The sequence below is a fragment of the Mesorhizobium sp. BH1-1-4 genome (assembly GCF_020165665.1).
GTDB lineage: Bacteria > Pseudomonadota > Alphaproteobacteria > Rhizobiales > Rhizobiaceae > Mesorhizobium.
Window position 1 is genome coordinate 242,145 of the sequence record NZ_JAIUIN010000002.1, and the last position, 18,824, is coordinate 260,968.

At 59.6% G+C, this 18,824-nt stretch carries 10 protein-coding genes and 3 pseudogenes; 8 read left to right on the forward strand and 5 right to left on the reverse strand.

Annotated features, from left to right (window positions below):
• Positions 1-42 precede the first annotated feature (42 nt).
• Positions 43-2,250 carry a glycosyltransferase gene (locus LB569_RS04775; RefSeq protein WP_224691309.1) on the reverse strand — a complete coding sequence of 736 codons (2,208 nt, stop codon included), beginning with the start codon at positions 2,248-2,250 and terminating at the stop codon, positions 43-45.
• 1,194 nt (positions 2,251-3,444) lie between these two features.
• Between LB569_RS04775 and LB569_RS04780 the strand changes: the two genes are divergently transcribed.
• The 6 genes from LB569_RS04780 to LB569_RS04805 all read left to right on the forward strand — a co-directional run bounded on the left by LB569_RS04780 (position 3,445) and on the right by LB569_RS04805 (position 13,172).
• Positions 3,445-3,831 (forward strand): hypothetical protein, encoded by a 387-nt coding sequence (locus LB569_RS04780; protein ID WP_224691310.1) that lies wholly within the window; start codon positions 3,445-3,447, stop codon positions 3,829-3,831.
• A 59-nt stretch (positions 3,832-3,890) separates the two neighbouring features.
• Positions 3,891-6,425: a DUF4347 domain-containing protein gene (locus tag LB569_RS04785; RefSeq protein WP_224691311.1), complete on the forward strand. Its 2,535-nt coding sequence runs from the start codon at positions 3,891-3,893 to the stop codon at positions 6,423-6,425.
• Positions 6,426-6,761: 336 nt separating this feature from the next.
• Positions 6,762-8,912, forward strand: a complete 2,151-nt coding sequence (locus LB569_RS04790) for a peptidase domain-containing ABC transporter (RefSeq protein WP_224691312.1) — start codon at positions 6,762-6,764, stop codon at positions 8,910-8,912.
• 10 nt (positions 8,913-8,922) lie between these two features.
• Positions 8,923-10,329: an HlyD family type I secretion periplasmic adaptor subunit gene (locus tag LB569_RS04795; protein ID WP_224691313.1), complete on the forward strand. Its 1,407-nt coding sequence runs from the start codon at positions 8,923-8,925 to the stop codon at positions 10,327-10,329.
• Position 10,330: 1 nt separating this feature from the next.
• Positions 10,331-12,064 carry a tetratricopeptide repeat protein gene (locus LB569_RS04800; RefSeq protein ID WP_224691314.1) on the forward strand — a complete coding sequence of 578 codons (1,734 nt, stop codon included), beginning with the start codon at positions 10,331-10,333 and terminating at the stop codon, positions 12,062-12,064.
• A 652-nt stretch (positions 12,065-12,716) separates the two neighbouring features.
• On the forward strand, positions 12,717-13,172 hold the full coding sequence (locus LB569_RS04805) for a MucR family transcriptional regulator (RefSeq protein WP_224691315.1): 456 nt from the start codon (positions 12,717-12,719) through the stop codon (positions 13,170-13,172).
• A 709-nt stretch (positions 13,173-13,881) separates the two neighbouring features.
• Here the strand turns inward: LB569_RS04805 and LB569_RS04810 are convergent.
• A pseudogene (locus LB569_RS04810) lies at positions 13,882-14,259 on the reverse strand (integrase core domain-containing protein); the annotation flags it as partial.
• Positions 14,260-14,460: 201 nt separating this feature from the next.
• Here LB569_RS04810 and LB569_RS04815 point away from each other — a divergent pair.
• Positions 14,461-14,961 (forward strand): hypothetical protein, encoded by a 501-nt coding sequence (locus LB569_RS04815; RefSeq protein WP_224691316.1) that lies wholly within the window; start codon positions 14,461-14,463, stop codon positions 14,959-14,961.
• Positions 14,962-15,815: 854 nt separating this feature from the next.
• Here LB569_RS04815 and LB569_RS04820 read toward each other — a convergent pair.
• The 3 genes and pseudogenes from LB569_RS04820 to LB569_RS04830 all read right to left on the reverse strand — a co-directional run bounded on the left by LB569_RS04820 (position 15,816) and on the right by LB569_RS04830 (position 17,379).
• On the reverse strand, positions 15,816-16,022 hold the full coding sequence (locus LB569_RS04820) for a hypothetical protein (RefSeq protein WP_224691317.1): 207 nt from the start codon (positions 16,020-16,022) through the stop codon (positions 15,816-15,818).
• Between the two features lie 301 nt (positions 16,023-16,323).
• A pseudogene (locus tag LB569_RS04825) lies at positions 16,324-16,551 on the reverse strand (IS481 family transposase); the annotation flags it as partial.
• Positions 16,552-17,055: 504 nt separating this feature from the next.
• Positions 17,056-17,379 carry a DUF982 domain-containing protein gene (locus LB569_RS04830; RefSeq protein ID WP_224691318.1) on the reverse strand — a complete coding sequence of 108 codons (324 nt, stop codon included), beginning with the start codon at positions 17,377-17,379 and terminating at the stop codon, positions 17,056-17,058.
• A 169-nt stretch (positions 17,380-17,548) separates the two neighbouring features.
• Here LB569_RS04830 and LB569_RS31915 point away from each other — a divergent pair.
• Positions 17,549-18,820: pseudogene (locus tag LB569_RS31915) on the forward strand (YadA-like family protein); the annotation flags it as partial.
• Between the last annotated feature and the right edge of the window lie 4 nt (positions 18,821-18,824).

An 18,824-nucleotide genomic window follows, 5' to 3' on the forward strand; every position in this document is an offset into this window, starting at 1 on the left:
GTATCGGCACCCTCTTCTGCACACGACTCTTTTGGAACGGCGTCAGCACGGGTGATCAAGCAGGATCTGTTCGTCGCGTGGAGCGCCCCCAGCCACACTGTCGGTCAAACTTTCGATGAGCCGTGTCCACTCCTTGGCGCGCACATTCCAGTCGAAAAACAGGTCGCAGTAGTTCTGCTGTTTTGAAGACATTTCCGGAGTGCCTAGCCATGGACTCTCGACCTCACTGGCGATGGCTGAGGCAAACAATGCGGCGTGCTCGAGGGTATCGTCGCTCCACGGATAGACGTGAGCGAATCCGGAAGTCGTCTCAGGCAAGGCCCCGAGGGCAGGCACTATCACACGACATCCCGCAGCCATTGCGTCAACGACCGCAAGACAGGACGTTTCTTCGAACGTACTGGGATAGGCGAGGAAATGGATGTCACGAAGTGCGGATTTCAGTTCCGAGTTGGGAGCAATTCCATGATAGATGACACCCTTCAGTGCTTGAGCACGAGCGTACAGTGGTTGATATTTCATATCGTCTTGATGGTAGAGCCTCATCGACGACCAGATATGGAGCTCAGCGTCGCGTAGGTTCAGTTGCTCCCACGCGTCAAGCAGGACGGAAAGTCCTCGAAACGGCGTACTGGTATATGCAAACCGCAAGGGATCCGTTTTCGTCCAGATCCGCTGCTGCTTCGTGACTGCCGTTGCGTTGCGCAGAACCACGCATTTACTGGGTAAAATGCCAAACTCGGACTGGTACCGCTCACGCTGCCAGTGTGACACAAACACGAAACATCGTACGCGGTCGACAAGCTCGCGGTTTCTGCACCATTGGACCGCGTTCTGATTTACATCGTGATGCATCCACATCACCAGCGGCTGGATCCTGGATGGGTTGTCAGGGAACATGTTAACCTGAAGCTGAATTCGTGCGAGCGAATCCGGGACGCGATCCTCCAGACCCTGGATCATCAACTCGGTGCCCGCTGCGGCGCCGGAAGGTGTCCATGAGGACAATGGCTGCACAGCTGTTGCCTTCGACACGCTATCGTGCTCGTTCCGGCCGCCCGTTGCAACGTCCTGGGCCGCCACCCTGAATTGCTCGAGCGGTTTCTGGGAGCCAGGTTCTGCCAATGTCGTTGGCTGTTGGGCGTGCAGCTTGTCTGCCGCGAAACGCGCGTTGGTTTGCACTCGCTTCAGTATGTCTTCGGGCAATTTGGTGGCGAGCAATTTGGTGCAGGCGTCGAGGGACTCCTGGTATGCGCCTGTCCAATAGGCGTTGACCGAAAACTCGTCGAGCAGTCCGTAGTCATAGACCCAGGGCTGAATGAAAAGCCCCGTAGGCTTGTCGATGCCCAGACTGCGAAGCGCATACTCCTGCCCTTTCTGGAAGCGGCCGCGCTCGCGGCAATACCGGCTCGCCGCATGTAGGGCCTCCGCGCGCGCGGGCACTGATCGGGTGGCGCGTTCCCAGACGGCTAGGACCTCCTCGAAAGGACGCTCCAGCGCGGCCATCAGGTTCCCGGCCTGAAATAGTGCTACATAAACCTCTTCGATCCAGTACCCCTGTTCGGCACGCTTCAGATAGTGGTGCAGCGCTTTTTCACGCTCGCCGCAGTCCTTGTAGCTCTGGGCGAGATAGAACGTGTAACGCGATACCAGGAACGGATCGGTTTCGGTCGCCAGCGCATTCTCCAGCACTGCTGCATCGTTGTGGTACTTTCGCGGATTTTGACTGCGCGCTCCTTCGCGTCCTGATGCTATATGGAAACCCCGCGCAGTCTGGCGTGCGATGGAGGCGGAAGGGAACTCAAGGTATTCATGCAGGATACCTTTGTAGCGGAAAGGCAGTGAGTTCCGGCAAAGTTGCGGGCAGTAATAGGAAATGCCACCGTTTGTGAGCTCAATGTCATATAGATCTTGATCTATCTGCAGCTTGAACGCGGCTGTATCGAACTCATGGTTTTGGATCAGGACGTCGTCGGCGTCGATCATCATCGCATAGTCGACCCACCCCCTCTCGCGCAGCCGCTCCAGCGCAAAGGTGCGGTTATATGCAAAATTCAGCCATGGCTCGTCGATGACCTCACCCTTGAGGTTGTGATCGGCAAGGAAGCCACGAATGAGATCCTGCGTGCCGTCGTCAGAACCGGTGTCGACGACAAGCACATAATCGGCAAGGGAAGATGCGCTAGCCAGGCATCTCAGGATGACCTTCGCCTCGTTCTTAACGATCATGCACAGGCCGATTGTGCTCATACTGATCCCTTGTCGCAGCGGCGTTCATTGTGAGCATGTCCAGGCTTGCGGTAGGCCCGCCGGTGCGGCTCGTGCAGTACTGCGCGCACTCCGGGACAGGATCGGGCAAAGTTCCGGCCGCCGTCGATCGAGTCGGCATCGCCAGTGACCTGGCTCTTGAATTGAGTAGCCACCGAACCGTGACATCCTTCGAGATCGGCCATCTCATTCCTGACGATCATATCGAGGCAGTCCCCTTCCACGAAGTGTCCGTTATCCCCCAGCTGGACCAAGGACTGCAGCTGTCGAATGCGCACAGCGATCGGTCCAAGGATACGGACGGACTTGGCATTATGCACCAAACAAGACCGGGCGCCTCACCATCATTGCATGCACGGCCCACCGGGTGTTCAGGGGTGGGATACTCCCTTTGGAGGAACCTGCCATCACCTGCTGGCGCGCGGCTTCTGACATGACGTCGCTTGCGAGGTCAGAACGCGAGTTGTCTAAACCACAGATATCCATTGGCTTTTTCTGAGGGATGCACCCCTTCAGCAACTGGTCGAGGGGCCAATCATCAGCCGCAATTTACAATCTCGCACTTCATAAATCGGAAGGACTAATCCATTTACAGTTTGATTGCTTTCCAATTTACATAATTGCGGAGGGTATATCTGGGTTTTGCGAAGTTCGCCGAATCTGGAGATCTGCAAGAGCGGAGAGTACTGGGAGCAAAAATGGTCGCTCTGTGCTTCGAAAGCGCGGACGGTCAATAGTATTTTGTTTGCCTGATATTTCCTAGAAAGCAGTCAAAGCCCTCGCTAAAGCGTCGTCGAAATGATCGAGGGACGTGTGACGGGGGTTGTCAGGGTGATAGCACACAGGAAACAAAGCGGCAGCGATATCGGCCTGCGCTTCGGCGCCATCGAGCATCATGCGCACCGGTTCGACAGGACGGATTGCCGGCCGGTTGATTTGCAAGGGTCCATCGCCACGTTCCGCGGACGACCGGGTGTTTCCTGGCGCATCGAGAATTCATGTCGCGACGACGACCACGGCAGCGCTCGGCAGGGCAGCCGCAGAGTAATGCTGTCTGGCCTCACTTTACGGTTTCGTCGTGTTCCGCGTAACCGACCGGCCCGCCACAAATGTCCACCCAGTGCCGCCGCCCCGCACCTTCAGTTTGAACCCAACTAGAACCAACAGGATCTCGCCATGAACAGCCCATCCGGACTGCACTTTGCCCCTTCATCAGCATCCAACGCGGGCTTGTTGGCCTGCAACCACATCATCGTTTCATGGCTGCCATACGCCAGACCTAACAAGTATCAGATTGTCGCCAACGTCGGCGGCACCCAGAAAACGATCGGCGAGTTTGTTGTTCCCAATAGTCCGTATGCAGGCCGGCTCCCTGTTGTGGTCACGGCGTCGGGACCATTCACCGTCGCTGGCAGCAGTGCGGCGATGACGAGACCCGGAAGTATTTCACTTTTCTCCACCCGCGCGGGCGCGGCTGCGGCTTACGACGCCGAGACCATGGAAATGTTGGGCGCCGCCGGCACCACCGTGTCGGTCGAGGCAGAGTTCGGCGCGGGAGCATGATCATGGCCGCGAAGCACACGACGTCAGTTCCATCCATCCATGTCCTGGAGGACACTCTCATGGCAGCGACAAGGGAAATCGTCTTCATCGATCCCGCGGTCTCCGATATTCCCGTGCTCGTCGCCGGCCTGCGGCCTGGTGTACAGCCAGTTCTCCTCGTCGGCACCATGCCCGCTGCGCAAGAGATCGCGCACGCCTTGCTCGGCCGCGAGGGCCTTGATGCGATCCATATCGTCGTTCACGGTTGCCCGGGCGAACTCGGCTTCAGCGCCGGCTCGCTGTCGCTGGCAAATCTCGACAAGCACGAGGGCGATCTCGCGGCGATCGGAAATTCACTGGTACCTGGCGGCGATCTCCTGCTGTGGAGCTGCCAGACGGGTGAAGGCGCCCGTGGGCGCGCCTTTGTGGAGGGGCTGTCGCGCACGACGGGCGCGCCGGTCGCAGCGGCAACGGGCCTGGTCGGTGCCGCGGCGAAAGGCGGACGCTGGGAGTTGGAGAACGTCTCCGGCTCGCGCGGCACGCATGCACCGCTGACGCCGGTTGGAGTCGCCGGCTATCCGGCGACATTGCCTTATATCAACGTTGATTGGTCTGTAGCCGAAAATCCGACTGACGACCGCACTTATTATATCGTCCAGAATACGGGAACGACTGCCGCGCCTGTCCTGGTGATTGTCGGTTCTTTTCAGATTCCTGACGGAGGAGCGTCCAATAATTTCGCGGGCTCGCTGCAGGTCCTGGTCAGCATTTCTGGAACGTTCACCGTTGATGGGGACGGGAATGGAATTCTAAACGGCGGGCAAATCCTGCTCTTCAGCGCGGACGATAGCAATGGGAGCATAACACTCGCTTCGTCTACCAATTCATCGATACTGCTTGGTAGTTCCATCACCACAAATAGTAGTGTTGGTGCCACGGGTGCGACCGGTGCAACCGGCGCCACGGGAGCGACTGGTGCGACAGGAGCAACTGGCTCTGCTGGCGCAACGGGTGCGACCGGCGCAAGTGGTGCGGCGGGTGCAACTGGCGCCACGGGTGCGACTGGGTCAACGGGTGCGACTGGCGCCACGGGAGCCACCGGGGCAAGTGGTGCGACGGGTGCAGCTGGCGGCACGGGTGCGACTGGGTCAACGGGTGCGACTGGCGCCACGGGTGCGACCGGCGCCACGGGGGCAAGTGGGGCCACGGGCGCCATGGGTGAAACTGGAGCGACCGGCGCCACTGGCGAAACCGGCGCAACGGGTGCGACTGGCGAGACCGGTGCCACCGGCGAAACCGGCGCAACCGGAGCGACGGGTGACACCGGTGCAACTGGCGAAACGGGCGCAACAGGTGCGACTGGTGACACCGGAGCGACCGGCGCCACTGGCGAAACCGGAGCGACCGGCGCCACTGGCGAAACCGGGGCGACCGGCGCCACTGGCGAAACCGGCGCAACCGGAGCGACGGGTGACACCGGTGCTACGGGTGCCACTGGCGAACCCGGCGCAACCGGAGCGACGGGTGACACCGGAGCGACCGGAGCCACTGGCGAAACCGGAGCGACCGGCGCCACTGGCGAGACCGGAGCAACGGGTGCGACTGGCGAGACCGGCGCCACTGGCGAAACCGGCGCAACCGGGGCGACTGGTGACACCGGAGCGACCGGCGCCACTGGCGAGACCGGCGCAACAGGTGCGACTGGTGAAACCGGAGCGACCGGCGCCACTGGCGAGACCGGCGCAACCGGAGCGACCGGCGCCACTGGCGAGACCGGCGCAACCGGAGCGACGGGTGACACCGGAGCTACCGGCGCCACTGGCGAAACCGGCGCAACAGGGGCCACTGGTGACACCGGAGCGACCGGCGCCACTGGCGAAACCGGCGCAACAGGTGCGACTGGTGAAACCGGGGCGAGCGGTGCAACGGGAGCGACGGGTGACACAGGTGCGACTGGAGCGACAGGTACGACTGGAGCCACAGGTGCAACTGGCGCCACGGGTGCCACAGGTGCAACTGGCCAAACGGGTGCAACCGGAGCGACTGGTGCAACCGGGCACACAGGCGCCACCGGGCCTACCGGAGCTACCGGGCACACTGGTCCGACTGGGGCTACTGGCGATGGTAACCATGACCATGACCACAACGGCAACCACCATCACGACGATCACCATGGTCACAATGGCAATCACAACCACGATCGCCACGATGGCAATGGGAACCACAATGACCGTGACCGCGGCGGCGACAATGGCCGCGGCAACCATGGCAATGATCGTGGCGGGCATGGCAACAATGACAACGCGTCGACCAGCAGCCAGGCCGGCAGCATCTCGACCGATACGCTTGGACTGAAAGACATCAAGCAGTTCATTCAGTCAGGCGGCCTCACTGACAGCCCAGACTTGTTCAGGCAGCTCATCAGCCTCGTTGTTGTTTCGATTGCGGCTGACCTCCTGCACATGCTCGCTTCGGTAACAGGCTTTGGCCAAGCTCAGAACAACCCGTCCGGTTCGACCATTGAACTCACGTCTGACAAGCAGAGCACTGGGTATGCTCAGACCGACGACTCGTTGAAGAAGGCTCTCAACAATATCCTGAAGCCGCATGACTGAGCGTCGGTTTAAAACAACGCGCGCGGACCTGGCTGAAAAGCCGGGCCCGCGCGCACGGGTTTCTCGCAGCGGCAGCGGGCTCCCGCCGCAGTCCTCTTCGGTCCGTGGCCGGCATTGCCGGAAATCCCGGTTGCAACAACGTGCAGGGGTCTACCTCGGACGCCCGCCCATGGTTCGCAGGAGCTATGCCAGGTGACCGCACATTCCAGCTCAGGGCCAAAGCCGGACCCAAACCATACCGATACTCCCGGCAAGCCTGCGACTGAGGATAAAGTGCGACAGGTTCCGGCGGATCCCGACGAAACGGGTCGGGTCGTCGCTACGCGACTCCGTGCTATGATCAAGGTCGCCCGTTATCACGGTGTCGAACTCGACCCCAACGAATTCAGGGCCGCGAACCCAGGTAGCATCCCAACTGCGGCCGATCTCTCTCAATGGGCAAAAAACAGCGGGATGTGGTCGCGCGCGGTTCGCGTCCGGTGGTCGCACCTGCTGCGCCTGGAGCAAAACGGACCCGTGGTATTGCTGTTCAGCGACGGTCGCGCTGGCCTGCTAACCGGCGCCAGCGCCGAACGCAATCTCGTGTTGCTGAAGAGCGTCGATGCGCCCGATGACGCCGCGGCGATTGCGATCGACGAATTGAGGCTGTCGCGGGTCTGGTCGGGTGAGGTGGTGTTGCTGCGTCCTGAGCGATCCTTCATCGCCGCCGACGCGCCTTTCACATTCCGCTGGCTCGTAGATCTTGTGCGGCTCGAGAGCAGGCCGCTACGCGATATTGGCATTGCTTCGTTCACTCTCAGCATCCTGACCATTCTGCCACCTCTCATCGTCATGACGGTGGTCAACAAGGTGCTGCAGTACAACAGCATCTCGACGTTGGCTTTGCTGAGTGCAGTGATTGTCGTGGTATTCGCGTATGAAACGCTGCTGGGTCACGCGCGACGGCTGATCATCAATGTGGTCGGCACCCGCCTCGACACCAAGCTGAACCTGCACGTCTTCAGCCGGCTCCTGCGTCTGCCTCTTGACTACTTCGAGCGTCATCCAGCTGGCGAGACATTGTACCACCTGGCACAGGTCTATCGTATCCGCGAGTTTCTCACCGGTAAGCTTCTCAGCACATTTCTGGATCTGATCACGCTTTGCGTGCTGGTTCCCGTAATGTTCTACATAAATCCGACGCTCGCCTGGATGGTGCTTGGTTGCGCGGTTATGATCATGTTGATCATCTTTGCATTCCTTGCGCCGCTAAGGCGCAGATACCAGCACGTGGTTGACGCCGAGACCTGGAAGTCGGCGGCGCTTGGCGAAACCGTCGTCGGCATAAAGACGGTAAAGGCGCTTGGTCTGGAACCACAACGCAAGGCGCTGTGGGACGAGCGAGTGGCGGACGCAGGCAAGGCACGCCTCGCATTCGGACAACTCGCGAACTGGCCACAGACTCTCGTCACGCCTGTCGAGCGGACGATGGTGCTCGGCACAATGCTGATCGGGGCTTATCTCGCCATGAACGACACCACCGGCTACATGGTCGGCAGCCTGTTCGCCTTCATGATGATCGCCCAGCGCGTGGCGCAACCGCTTGTAGGCCTCGCAAAGCTGGTCGAGGATTACGAAGAGGTCGGCGCCGCCATAGGCGAGGCGGCTTCAGTGCTCAACCGCCCATTGGAGAGCAGTTCCAACTCCACCGGCCTGAGACCAAAACTTGTCGGCGAAATCAAGTTCAGCGAGTTGACCTTCAGTTACATCGGCACAAAGACGCCGGCGCTTGACCGGGTCAGCTTCGATATCGCCGCTGGCAGCATGTTCGGCATAGTCGGGCGCAGCGGCTCGGGAAAATCGACCATTGCACGGCTGTTGCAGGGCATTAACCGGGACTACAGCGGATTTCTCAAGCTCGATGGGGTCGACCTCAAGGAAATCAACTTGCGTCACCTTCGTCAGGGCCTGGGCGTCGTGCTTCAAGACAACTTCCTTTTCCGCGGCTCCATAAGGGACAATATCATTGCTGGACGCCAGGGATTGACGCTGTCCGATGCCATGCGCGCTGCCCACCTTGCCGGTGCCGCCGAGTTCATCGAACGCATGCCGAATGGCTACGATACATATATCGAGGAAGGCTCGCCTAACCTGTCGGGCGGACAGAAGCAGCGTCTGGCGATTGCCCGCGCGCTCATTCACGACCCGACCATCCTTATACTGGATGAAGCGACGAGCGCCCTCGATCCGGAAAGTGAAGCGGTGGTCAGCGCTAACCTCATGCGCATCGCAAGCGGTCGCACGATGATCATTGTTTCGCACCGGCTGGCATCACTTACAGAATGCGACCAGATTCTCGTTGTGGATCAGGGCAAGGTTCTCGATGTCGCGCCACATTCGGTCCTGCTGGAACGATGCGGGGTTTATCGCCAGCTTTGGTCGCAGCAGAATCGCCATCTTGAGGGCCGATATGGCCGGCTGGCGGCTGTGCCGCCCGGACTTACGTGAGCTGCCGACCATGAGCGTCACCGCCCATTCCCCCATGGTTACCCGTCGGCGCCGAGAGGAGCGCAGTGATCCGACCGCGCCTGCCATTCTCGAGTTCCAGTTGCCGTCGACGACGGTCGCCAACGCACCCATTCCGCGAGTGGCGCGTAGCATCATCTGGATCATATCAAGCCTGGTCGTTGCGTTGATAACACTGGCTGCGGTCATTCCGGTTGACCAGGTCGTCATAACCAGAGGCATGGTGGTCTCGCAATCACCCAACATCGTTGTTCAGCCGCTGGAGACAGCCATTGTTCGTTCGATCGAGGTGCGAGAAGGACAGCTTGTAAAAGCCGGCCAGTTGCTGGCTCGTCTCGACTCTACCTTCGCGTCTGCCGATCAGACCGCGTTGACCGCTCAAGTCTCGACCCTCGAGGCCCAGATGGCCCGACTACAGGCGGAGGCCGATGGAAAGCCATTCAATTATAACGGGCTTGACCCGAGCTGGACTTTGCAGGGCTCGATCTATGATCGTCGCAAAGCCGTCTACGATGCCAAGATGAACAGCTTCGATCAACAGAATGACGAACTCAGCTCCGTCATCTTGCGCTCCCAGTCCGACGCCGCCGGCTATAGTCAACGTTTGGCTGTTGCTGCATCCGTCGAGAAAATGCGCAAGCAGCTCGAAGCAAGACAAGTCGGGAGCCGCCTCAACACGCTACTTGCTGAGGACAACACGGCGGAGATGCAGCGCGCTCTCGCCAATGCCGAACAGACATCCGAAGCTGCCAAGCGCCAGCAGGCGGGCGTTGCGGCAGAGCGTGACGGTTACATTCAGACCTGGCATGCGGATATCTCGCAGAGCTTGTCGGACACCAGCTCGCGCATATCCGACGCCCGTGAGCTCCTGAACAAGGCTATGCTGCGCAAAAAGTTGGTGGAACTCAGAAGCGAGGCCGACGCTACCGTTCAATCCATCGCCAAAGTCTCCGTGGGCTCGGTCCTGCAGTCTGGAGAGCGGCTGTTCACGCTCGTCCCTGCCGATGCGGTGCTCGAAGTCGAGACAAATATTGTCGGCCGCAGCAGCGGCTTCGTCCACACGGGCGACCCCGTGGCCATCAAATTCGATACCTTTCCCTATTCGCAATACGGCCTAGCTCATGGCACCGTTCGGCGGGTGAGTCCGGACTCGTTTTCGGCCAGGGACCAAGCGCGCGATCCAAACAGCTCTTTGGCAATCCTGCCCTCGGACGCGGACCTGTTCTACCGTACGCAGATTTCAATCGACGACGTCGCTCTCCACGGCGTGCCCGCCGGCTTCTCGATAGTACCTGGCATGCCGGTCACTGCGGACGTCAAAGTCGGCCGTCGTACGGTTCTCAAATACATTCTCGGCACGGTGTTGCCGATCGGCCAAGAAGCGATGCGGGAGCCGTGAAATGGCGATGATGGACCGGTTGGCCGGGCGCATCCACCCGCCGTTGGCGCTGCGTAGAGCAATTCGACTGGCTGAAGCTGGAAAGCCTGCCGAAGCCTTTCGTCTGATGGCGACCGCCGCGCGTGCCGGCATTCCAGAGGCACAGTACCGCGTCGCGCGATGTTATCTCGAGGGCTCGGGTGTGCCCCCCAGCAGATTGGAAGGTGCACGTTGGCTGCGCCGCGCTGCGGACGGCGGGAACGCCGATGCGCAGGCGCTCCTTGCGGCGCTTTACACGACCGGCCTGGCTGAAAACGAGGACACCGCGGCCCCCGTCAGCTCGGAAAGCATGTTCAATTCGCAACCGTCACAAAAGCCCGATTTCGAGACCGCGCTTCCGCTCGCTCAAAAGGCCGCGGAGGCAGGGTCGGCAACTGGTCAGGCCATACTCGGCTACATTCTGAGCAAAGGCCCAAAGACCATACGCGACCTCGATACCGCGCATTTCTGGTATGAGAAATCCGCAGCCGCCGGCTGTCCGGAAGGGTGCCTTGGTCTGGCTGTCTCACTTATCCGCCGCAAGCAGCCTGAACACAGGACAAGAATTGCCGAGGCGCTTCGGCGCGCGGCCGACGCCGGGCTACCGACGGCGATCTATCTTCTTGCCGCCCTGACCGAACGCGGAATGGGCGTACCCGTCGATCTTGAGTCAGCTGCCGAACTGTATCAGCTTGCCGCTGAAAAGGGTCTTGCCTCCGCCCAATTCAGGCTGGGCCTTTCCCTTATTGAGGGGACCTTGTCTCGCCAGGATCCCGCAGCTGGCGAAGCGTGGTTGCGCCGCGCCGCGTTGGCCGGAAATCGCGACGCCTGCTATCAGCTAGCCGAATTGTACATGAAGCGTCCCCAGCCGGACTATGTGGAATCCGCAGCCTGGTATCGACGTGCCGCGGAAGCGGGCCATCAGGTCGCTGCACGTTCGCTGGCTTCTCTTTATCTTTCCGGCAATGGCGTGGCCCTGGACGTCGATGAGGGCAAGCGCTGGCTGCGCGTTGCCGCAAATGGCGGCAATCGCGAATCCCAGGTTGACCTTGCAAATCTTGTCCTGGAAGGCGGCGGCGATCGCACAGATGATGTGGATGCCGCAGAGTGGTTCGGTGCAAATGCATCGTCAGGAGACGCCATCGCAGCCTTCAATCTTGGACTGTGCTTTTCTGAGGGGATTGGCGTTCGCAAGGACCAGGAACAGGCGGCGATGTGGATGAGGCGCGCAGCCGAAGGCATGGCTCAGGCGCAGTATATGTATGCGCGCATGCTTCAGGATGGGCGCGGCATGGTCGCTGATCAGAAGCAGGCCCGGGTCTGGTTTGAGCGCGCGGCCAAAACTGGCATGGCGGACGCGCAGGTGGCTCTTGGCGAGATGCTCTACAACGGGCGTGGCGGAGAATGCTCGCCCGTTGCCGCGGCTCGCCTGTTCAAGCAGGCCGCCGCGGCAGGACATGTTGGCGCGATGTATGCAATCGGAGCGCTATACGAGAGCGGGCAGGGCCTGTCTCTCGATCGCAAGGCCGCACAGAAATGGTTCGCAGCCGCCGCCGAACGAGGGCATGGACACGCCCAACTCATGCTTGGTCGCTATCTCTGCAAAGGTATTGCCGGCGAGCACGATCCAGTTGCCGGCCGTATGTGGCTCAAGCGAGCCGCTGCTCAGGGTCTTGATGAAGCCGCCAATGAAGTTGGAGATTTCGAGCGAGGTTGAAAAAGGGAATACGGTCTCCATCCTCCGATCGCGGCGCGGCGCGACGCGTTTCGCATTTGCAGAAGCACCGAGCGTCGAGAGGTGCGGTTGCGGCAACGATCCATTGAATATCGCCCTCAGGCTCCGCTATCGGGCTTTCTTTCGCCTGGTATCGGCGATCTGTTAGGGAAGCGTTTGGGACAGTTCGCGCTTCAAGTCATCGGCGCTGAGGGCGCCAGTCTCAAACAGATGCATTACCCTTCGGCCGAGCTGTTCTCTGCCGGGGTCGCCGTTCGCCGGGCCCAACTCACGTCATCGATCGTCAAGACCTCTGGCTAGCGCGGCTAGATATTCAGGAGACTGCATCTCCCCAAAGCAAGCGAAAGTATCTCGGCGCCTTTCGTTGATCAACATATCTAGTGCCCCTGTTTTCCGTGGCCAACGTTCGAAACGTACCAAGAAAGCAAGTCATGAACGCATCGAGATTTCTGCGAGACTCATGCTCTCGGCTCAGAGCATGATGAGGGGAAGGAGAAGCTTGATGCGCAAACTGCCCAAGAGCATTGATGCAGACGTAGTCATCGAAATCAGCAGGTACCTTGAGGATCTGCGGCCTAGCATGAGCTTGCATATTTAAGGGATCTCTAATACGTTTTTCCCGAATGGGGGAACGATGACCAACGAAGTCGAACTTCGCGCAACGGCGCTTGCAGAACTAACCGCTGATGTTGTCGCTGCGTATGTCAGCAACAATCCCGTGCCAGTCGGCGAGTTACCTGGCTTGATTGCGTCAATTCATCAGTCAATGTCGGGTCTCAGCCAGCCCATGGCCGCGCCAGCAGCGGAGCTTGTGCCTGCGGTAAATCCGAAGCGGTCCGTACAGCCTGACTTCATTGTCTGCCTCGAAGACGGCAAGAAGTTCAAATCGCTGAAACGACACCTCGCTCAGCTCGGAATGACGCCAGATCAGTATCGCATCAAGTGGAATCTGGCTGGCGACTACCCAATGGTGGCGCCAAACTATGCCGCCCGGCGCTCTGCTTTGGCTAAGTCGATCGGGCTAGGGCGGAGAGCTGCGCCAGTCGCCCCAGCCGAGAAGGAGCCCGCTAAGCGCAAGGCCAAAGCATAGTCCTTGACCGCATGACGTGAAAGCAAGACTCAGCTATGTTCGGAGAGCGGCGGACCTAATGGACCGTCTGGCCGGCGTCATTAGGCAATCTCCCAGCGAGGGCGCCGGCCTTTCTACCAATGCGTCTTCAGCTTCCACGTGAACTTCTCTACCCGCACCTTAGCTCCATCCTGCCACCATCGCCTGCTCGAGCGCCAAGGCGTCGCTCTTGTCCTCCTGTCGTCACAATGGTGCGCCAGTGGTGCATAAGTTGTCGAGCTCACCGAGCCGTTTCTCACAAAACGATCCCGATCCTAACTAGGGCGCCGGGCCGTCGCAGAGTTAGTCAACTCGCCAGGCGAAGACCCCAACCACCTCAAACCCGGCGCGCCTACTACCTGATCAGCTACGCGATCAGGGCCGGAACTTACCCGGTACCCATCCGATGCAAGAGCGATGCCAGCACCCCCTTCCCGAAATGGCATAATACGGGGGAAAACGGGACCGGCTGGGTGTTGTTGCAGGTTTTCTAATATTACGATCACGCTAGCCGTCTTGCCCGAGTCGGCTAGGCCCGGCGGTCAGCCAGACCCCAACGACGGACTGTCGGGCCGCTTCGTCAATTCCCTGTGACCTGAGAACCTGAAGCTCCTCCATTTGACCTGAGACCCTTTGTTCCCATTGAGGTGCACCCCGATTTTGGACCGCCCGGCTGGAGGATTTTCCGGGCTTAGGCTCGCGGCGGATGGGATGCGCCGGAGCCGTCCACGAGCGATATCGGCACCTTGTTGCCGATGGCGCTGTGAGGACGAACCTCGTTGTAGTCTCGACGCCAATGCTCCATCTTCCGACGGGCGTCGTCAAGCGTCAGGAACCAGTGGGCGTTCAGGCATTCCGCCCGGAACTTGCCGTTGAACGACTCGATGAACGAGTTGTCGGTCGGCTTGCCTGGCCGGGAGAAGTCGAGCACGGCCTCCTTCTGGTAAGCCCACAGGTCGAGGTCGCGGGAGACGAACTCCGAGCCCTGGTCCACGCGGATCGATTGCGGGTATCCATGCTCGCGGCATACCCGTTCGAGCGTGGCGAGGGCGTTCACATCGATGCCCTTGGCGGTCATTTGTTAATCAGGAGGCGCCCCAGCCCCATCACTGGAACCAAATCCGCACCTCAATGGCTTGACTAGGCGTTGGCCCCGAAAGGCTGCGACAACACGTCTTTGATTCAAAGTCGATAAATTCTTCGGCGTCTTAACAACTGAATATTCGCTGTTCTGATGTATCGCCCATCGGCATGCATGGCGGAGAATGTGATGGTGAACTGGCTTAGATCCGATCCCTTTTTGAAGGGGGCGCTGCTGATGATAGCGCTGGCGCTTTGGTCTATGTGGATGGCCATCGCCTCGCTTGATCCGAACTGGCACGTTTACTCATGGCCAGCGCGTCTGGTGGCGCTAATGCCGCCAACGGAAAGATTTGCTCTTCACGCAACGCTGGCCTTTTTCTGTGGACTTGTTGGAATTGGGCTCGGCCGGATTAGGCTTAATATCGACCACGTCGAAATCAGAATGGACGGGATTCGCGCGAAGAGCGTGCTAGGTTGGCAAGAGGCACGTTGGGCTGACATTGACCAAATCCTCTATCGCGCAACGAACGCGTTTCCGGGAATCGCGGTAGTGCGAAAGAACCCTACGGTGATGGACCGTTTATTGCTGAGGAGCAGATTCGGGGTGTTACTTAGCCCAGATGTTTACGACCACATCGTGCGGCAAGTCCCTCCGCAATATAAGAAGTTGCTGCGCGCATACTGGTGACATAGATGGCTGGGCCCGATGGCCGCTGTTACCGTGGCGCTGCGTAGAGATATGCCTGCCTAATCCGCCATTGAAATCGTGAGCGCGTAGCCCGTGATTTGGCGTCTGGCCCTGATACGACCACTGCCGCGGGCGAGACCATCGGGTGGCAGCGGATGGGTAGTTGTTTAGGCTTTTGCCGCGGTTGAGGTCAGCGTCGACCGCCGCACAACCCCGTTCGAGAGCGGCAAGGTGCGGTTGCGCGCGATCGAGGCAGGCGGCGCTACGCAGCCTTGCAATCAATGGGATCCATGTCGTATCCGTCGTGCTGCCACGGTCCGCGTTGCGAATGACATTGCCAAGCTGCAAGCGATCAAGACATCACCCTTGTTGAGGCGACAGACAGCCGCGTGCAATCTTCTCTCGGCAACACATTCACCAGTTCAGTCAACGGGTCACAGCCGATTTTTCCCGGCCTCTCGGTGGAACTCGCGAGCCTTCTTGGTGGCTAGTTGCCGAAACTGGAGGCGCTGCCCGGCCGCGTAGTTGCTCGCGAGGATCTCGGTGTCGAAATTCCGTGACTTTATTTGCCCGTTTTCCAGAACTTGAACGACCCAGACGTCCTGTACTTTCCGGATTGCAATGGGGTTTGCCGCTGACGTCATCCAGTTGGCTTTCGCTATCCATCAGCAATGCTTATAGAGCTGTTTCTAAAACGTCAGATTGCTCAAATCTGTAAAACTCGACCTTTCAAAGCGCCCTTTGCCCCGGCTTCAGCGCTCACCTTGCTACGCGCTCGAAACGCTTTTGCTCGATCCGGAGAGGAACCCAGGGGTAAGGCCGCGACTTTGGACCGGGGGAAGTAAAGCGCTGATTCATTCGCTCGCCCACTCGGTACGCCACTTCAGGTCGACACCTTGGACTAAAACTTCGGCATCGAAGCCATTGGACGCTGCACCGCTTGCGGCCTTAACCGCAGCCGTCACAGCATCGACTTTGGATTCATAAGGGTATTCTTTCCCGTCATATCGGACTTTCCATCGATCGATCTCGTTGAAGACGTAGTATTTCGCAGTCGCCATATTTGGCGGCCCTCCCCAGTGCCTAACCCAAATGGAGAATGAGCAATGTCTACAAGATGCGCAACCTTCATCCCAAATGATGACGGCCAGGAGGTCGACACGAACATTGCCCAGATCGAGCGCGTTGCGAGGGCGGCTCCGGGTGTTCAACACCCATCTCGACCGGTTCGAGGGATTCTCCGCCTGTAGCCTCGCGTGCAGCACTCAAGAGATGGCAGAGCAGCCCGCTGCCGCACGAGCGGTGGCTGCTGTGCTGGCATCAACCAGAATTAGCAATCCGACATCGAGATCCGGATAAACACCGAAAAGCGACGATGACCGCTTCCTCCTCGACCGACAGCACTGTCGACCTCGGTTCTCTGGGGCCGGTCGGAAGATCGGCGGACGACGTCCGGTTCCTCCACTTCCTGATCGTCTTCTGATTGATGCTGAAGCGCTTCGCCAGCGCCCTCAGGCTCTCTTGACTATGCTGTATCGCTCGACGGACCGCCTCTGTCGTCGTGGCGCTCCCATGAAGAATCTGGCCCATAGCGCATCCTTTGATTCGGACGACATAATGTGCCATCAAAGCCTGGGATCAAACCGCTAGTCCCTTTGCGCCGGCCAAAAGGGCGGGCCAATCCGGAAGCAAACAACTCCGACGAAGCCCAGTACGAAAGTGTGGGTCCTGATGCTTTCGAGCAATTTTAGTGTGGCCCGTATTGGATCACATTTCGCTGGCACGGAAATTGCGTCCTCAGCGACGTTGAGGGGGGTGAGATCCGCCACTTGATAGCGAAGCAACTGTGGTGGAGTAGAAAATGCGAATGCAGGTTGGCCCAGCCAGGCGTGAAGGAAGTTCTCGAACAATATTTCATCGGCCGTTGATCCCTGGAGATATTGAATCCAGAGCAAGCGGTACGGCGACTTTGTCGATCGATGCAGAAGGTATCTATGCCGATGGTTCGACATATCGATACTCAATCGAGTTCACGCTTGACGAACTGGAGGCACTGATCGCTTTTCATGCCGATGATCGACCTTCGCGGTCGGACTAACCGTCAGCCAAAACATCGGACCGCATATTATAGGCTGTCATCCACTCGTCTGCCGCGCGTGCAATCGCGAGCTCGATTGCGTCCGGCGCGAGAATTCCGTGGGCCAGGGCAAAGGCTTCAAAGGCAATGCGAGCCGCCTCAACGTCTTCCTTGCGCGCAAGTGCGGACTTGCAAAGCGCAACTGTCGCCATGTATTTCGAGCTGTGCCGACCCGTCCATTCATCAAGGACTTGACGGGCTTCCTGCACAGACGACACCGCATGGGGAAAGCCAAGTCCCACGAACACGTGAACAGGGCTGCTGAAGCGGTGAGCGGACATGGTTAGCGGCTCCGTTGGGTGGCCCGACTGCCAAGTCTAGCCGTTTCCAGCGCGCATCTTGGCAGTCGGACCGGGACCATTGCTGGCACTCGAATAGTCTCGTGCTCTCACCAACAAGGCAAGTAAGTCTTACGGGCAACACCCACCCTCCGAATGTAGAATAGCCGCGACGATCGGCGCGCCAGGCGCTGTTCGTAAGCTCACCAACGTTGCGGCGGGTTCGGCGGACACCGACGGTGTCAACGTCTCGCAGCTTCGCGGCCTGGAGCAAAACGTCGTCAGCCAGATTGAGGGAACCTCGGTGGTCAATGCTGACGGTTCGATCACCGGTCCGACGTACAATATCCAGGGCAGCAACTACACGACCATCTATGACAGCTTCGAGGCGGTGGACAACGCGCTGACCAACATCAACAACGGCGGCGGCATCAAATATTTCCATGCCAATTCGACCCTCGCCGACTCCGTCGCAGGCGGGACCAACAGCGTCGCGATGGGCCCAGAAAGTGTGGCCAGCGGAACCGACAGCGTGGCTGCCGGCCACGGTGCCATGGCTGGTGCTCAAGGCGCGGTTGCGCTCGGGCAGGGTGCCCAGGCAAACAACGCCAATGACGTGGCGCTCGGTTCCGGCTCGGTGACGCAGGCTGCCGTCGGCACGTCCAGCACTACGATAAATGGCAACACCTATAATTTCGCAGGCACCGCCCCGGTCGGTACTGTCAGCGTGGGCGATGCCGGCGCCGAAAGGACGTTGACCAACGTAGCGGCCGGACGCGTCTCTGCCGATAGCACTGATGCGGTGAACGGATCGCAGCTCCACGCCACCAACACGGCGATCGAGGATCTGACAGATCAGATCGGCGACATCGGGGATATTGCCGATAACGCGGTGCAGTACGACACCGTCACCAACCCTGACGGAACCAAGACCAGGCTCAACAAGATTACCTTGACGGGCGGCGACATGTACTCTCCTGTCGTGATCTCCCATGTAGGCGCCGGTATTGCCGATGATGATGCGGCCAACGTGGGCCAACTCCATCAGACGCTGACTGAGAGCAAATCCTATACGGATAACAGGGTGTCCTACGCGATCGACACATCCAAGTCATATACGGACAGCGTGGCGACGACGACATTGCAGCAAGCCAACAACTACACCGACCAGAAACTTGGCCAGCTCAACCAGGACGTCGCCGGAATTAGGGACGAAGCGAGGCAAGCGGCGGCCATTGGACTTGCCGCAGGCTCTCTTCGATATGACGACCGGCCTGGCAAGCTGAGCGTCGCTGCCGGTGGCGGCTTCTGGCGCGATGCAGGCGCCTTCGCGTTCGGCGCCGGTTACACTAGCGAAGACGGTAACATCCGCGCGAATGTGTCCGGCACGGCCGCCGGTGGAAGTGTCGGCGTTGGTGCCGGCCTGAGCTTCACGTTGAACTGATGTC

Coding starts and splice junctions, on each gene's coding strand:
- LB569_RS04775 (WP_224691309.1), bottom strand. CDS start 2,250: ATGAGCACAATCGGCCTGTGCATGATCGTTAAGAACGAGGCGAAGGTC.
- LB569_RS04780 (WP_224691310.1), top strand. CDS start 3,445: ATGAACAGCCCATCCGGACTGCACTTTGCCCCTTCATCAGCATCCAAC.
- LB569_RS04785 (WP_224691311.1), top strand. CDS start 3,891: ATGGCAGCGACAAGGGAAATCGTCTTCATCGATCCCGCGGTCTCCGAT.
- LB569_RS04790 (WP_224691312.1), top strand. CDS start 6,762: ATGATCAAGGTCGCCCGTTATCACGGTGTCGAACTCGACCCCAACGAA.
- LB569_RS04795 (WP_224691313.1), top strand. CDS start 8,923: ATGAGCGTCACCGCCCATTCCCCCATGGTTACCCGTCGGCGCCGAGAG.
- LB569_RS04800 (WP_224691314.1), top strand. CDS start 10,331: ATGGCGATGATGGACCGGTTGGCCGGGCGCATCCACCCGCCGTTGGCG.
- LB569_RS04805 (WP_224691315.1), top strand. CDS start 12,717: ATGACCAACGAAGTCGAACTTCGCGCAACGGCGCTTGCAGAACTAACC.
- LB569_RS04815 (WP_224691316.1), top strand. CDS start 14,461: ATGGTGAACTGGCTTAGATCCGATCCCTTTTTGAAGGGGGCGCTGCTG.
- LB569_RS04820 (WP_224691317.1), bottom strand. CDS start 16,022: ATGGCGACTGCGAAATACTACGTCTTCAACGAGATCGATCGATGGAAA.
- LB569_RS04830 (WP_224691318.1), bottom strand. CDS start 17,379: ATGTCCGCTCACCGCTTCAGCAGCCCTGTTCACGTGTTCGTGGGACTT.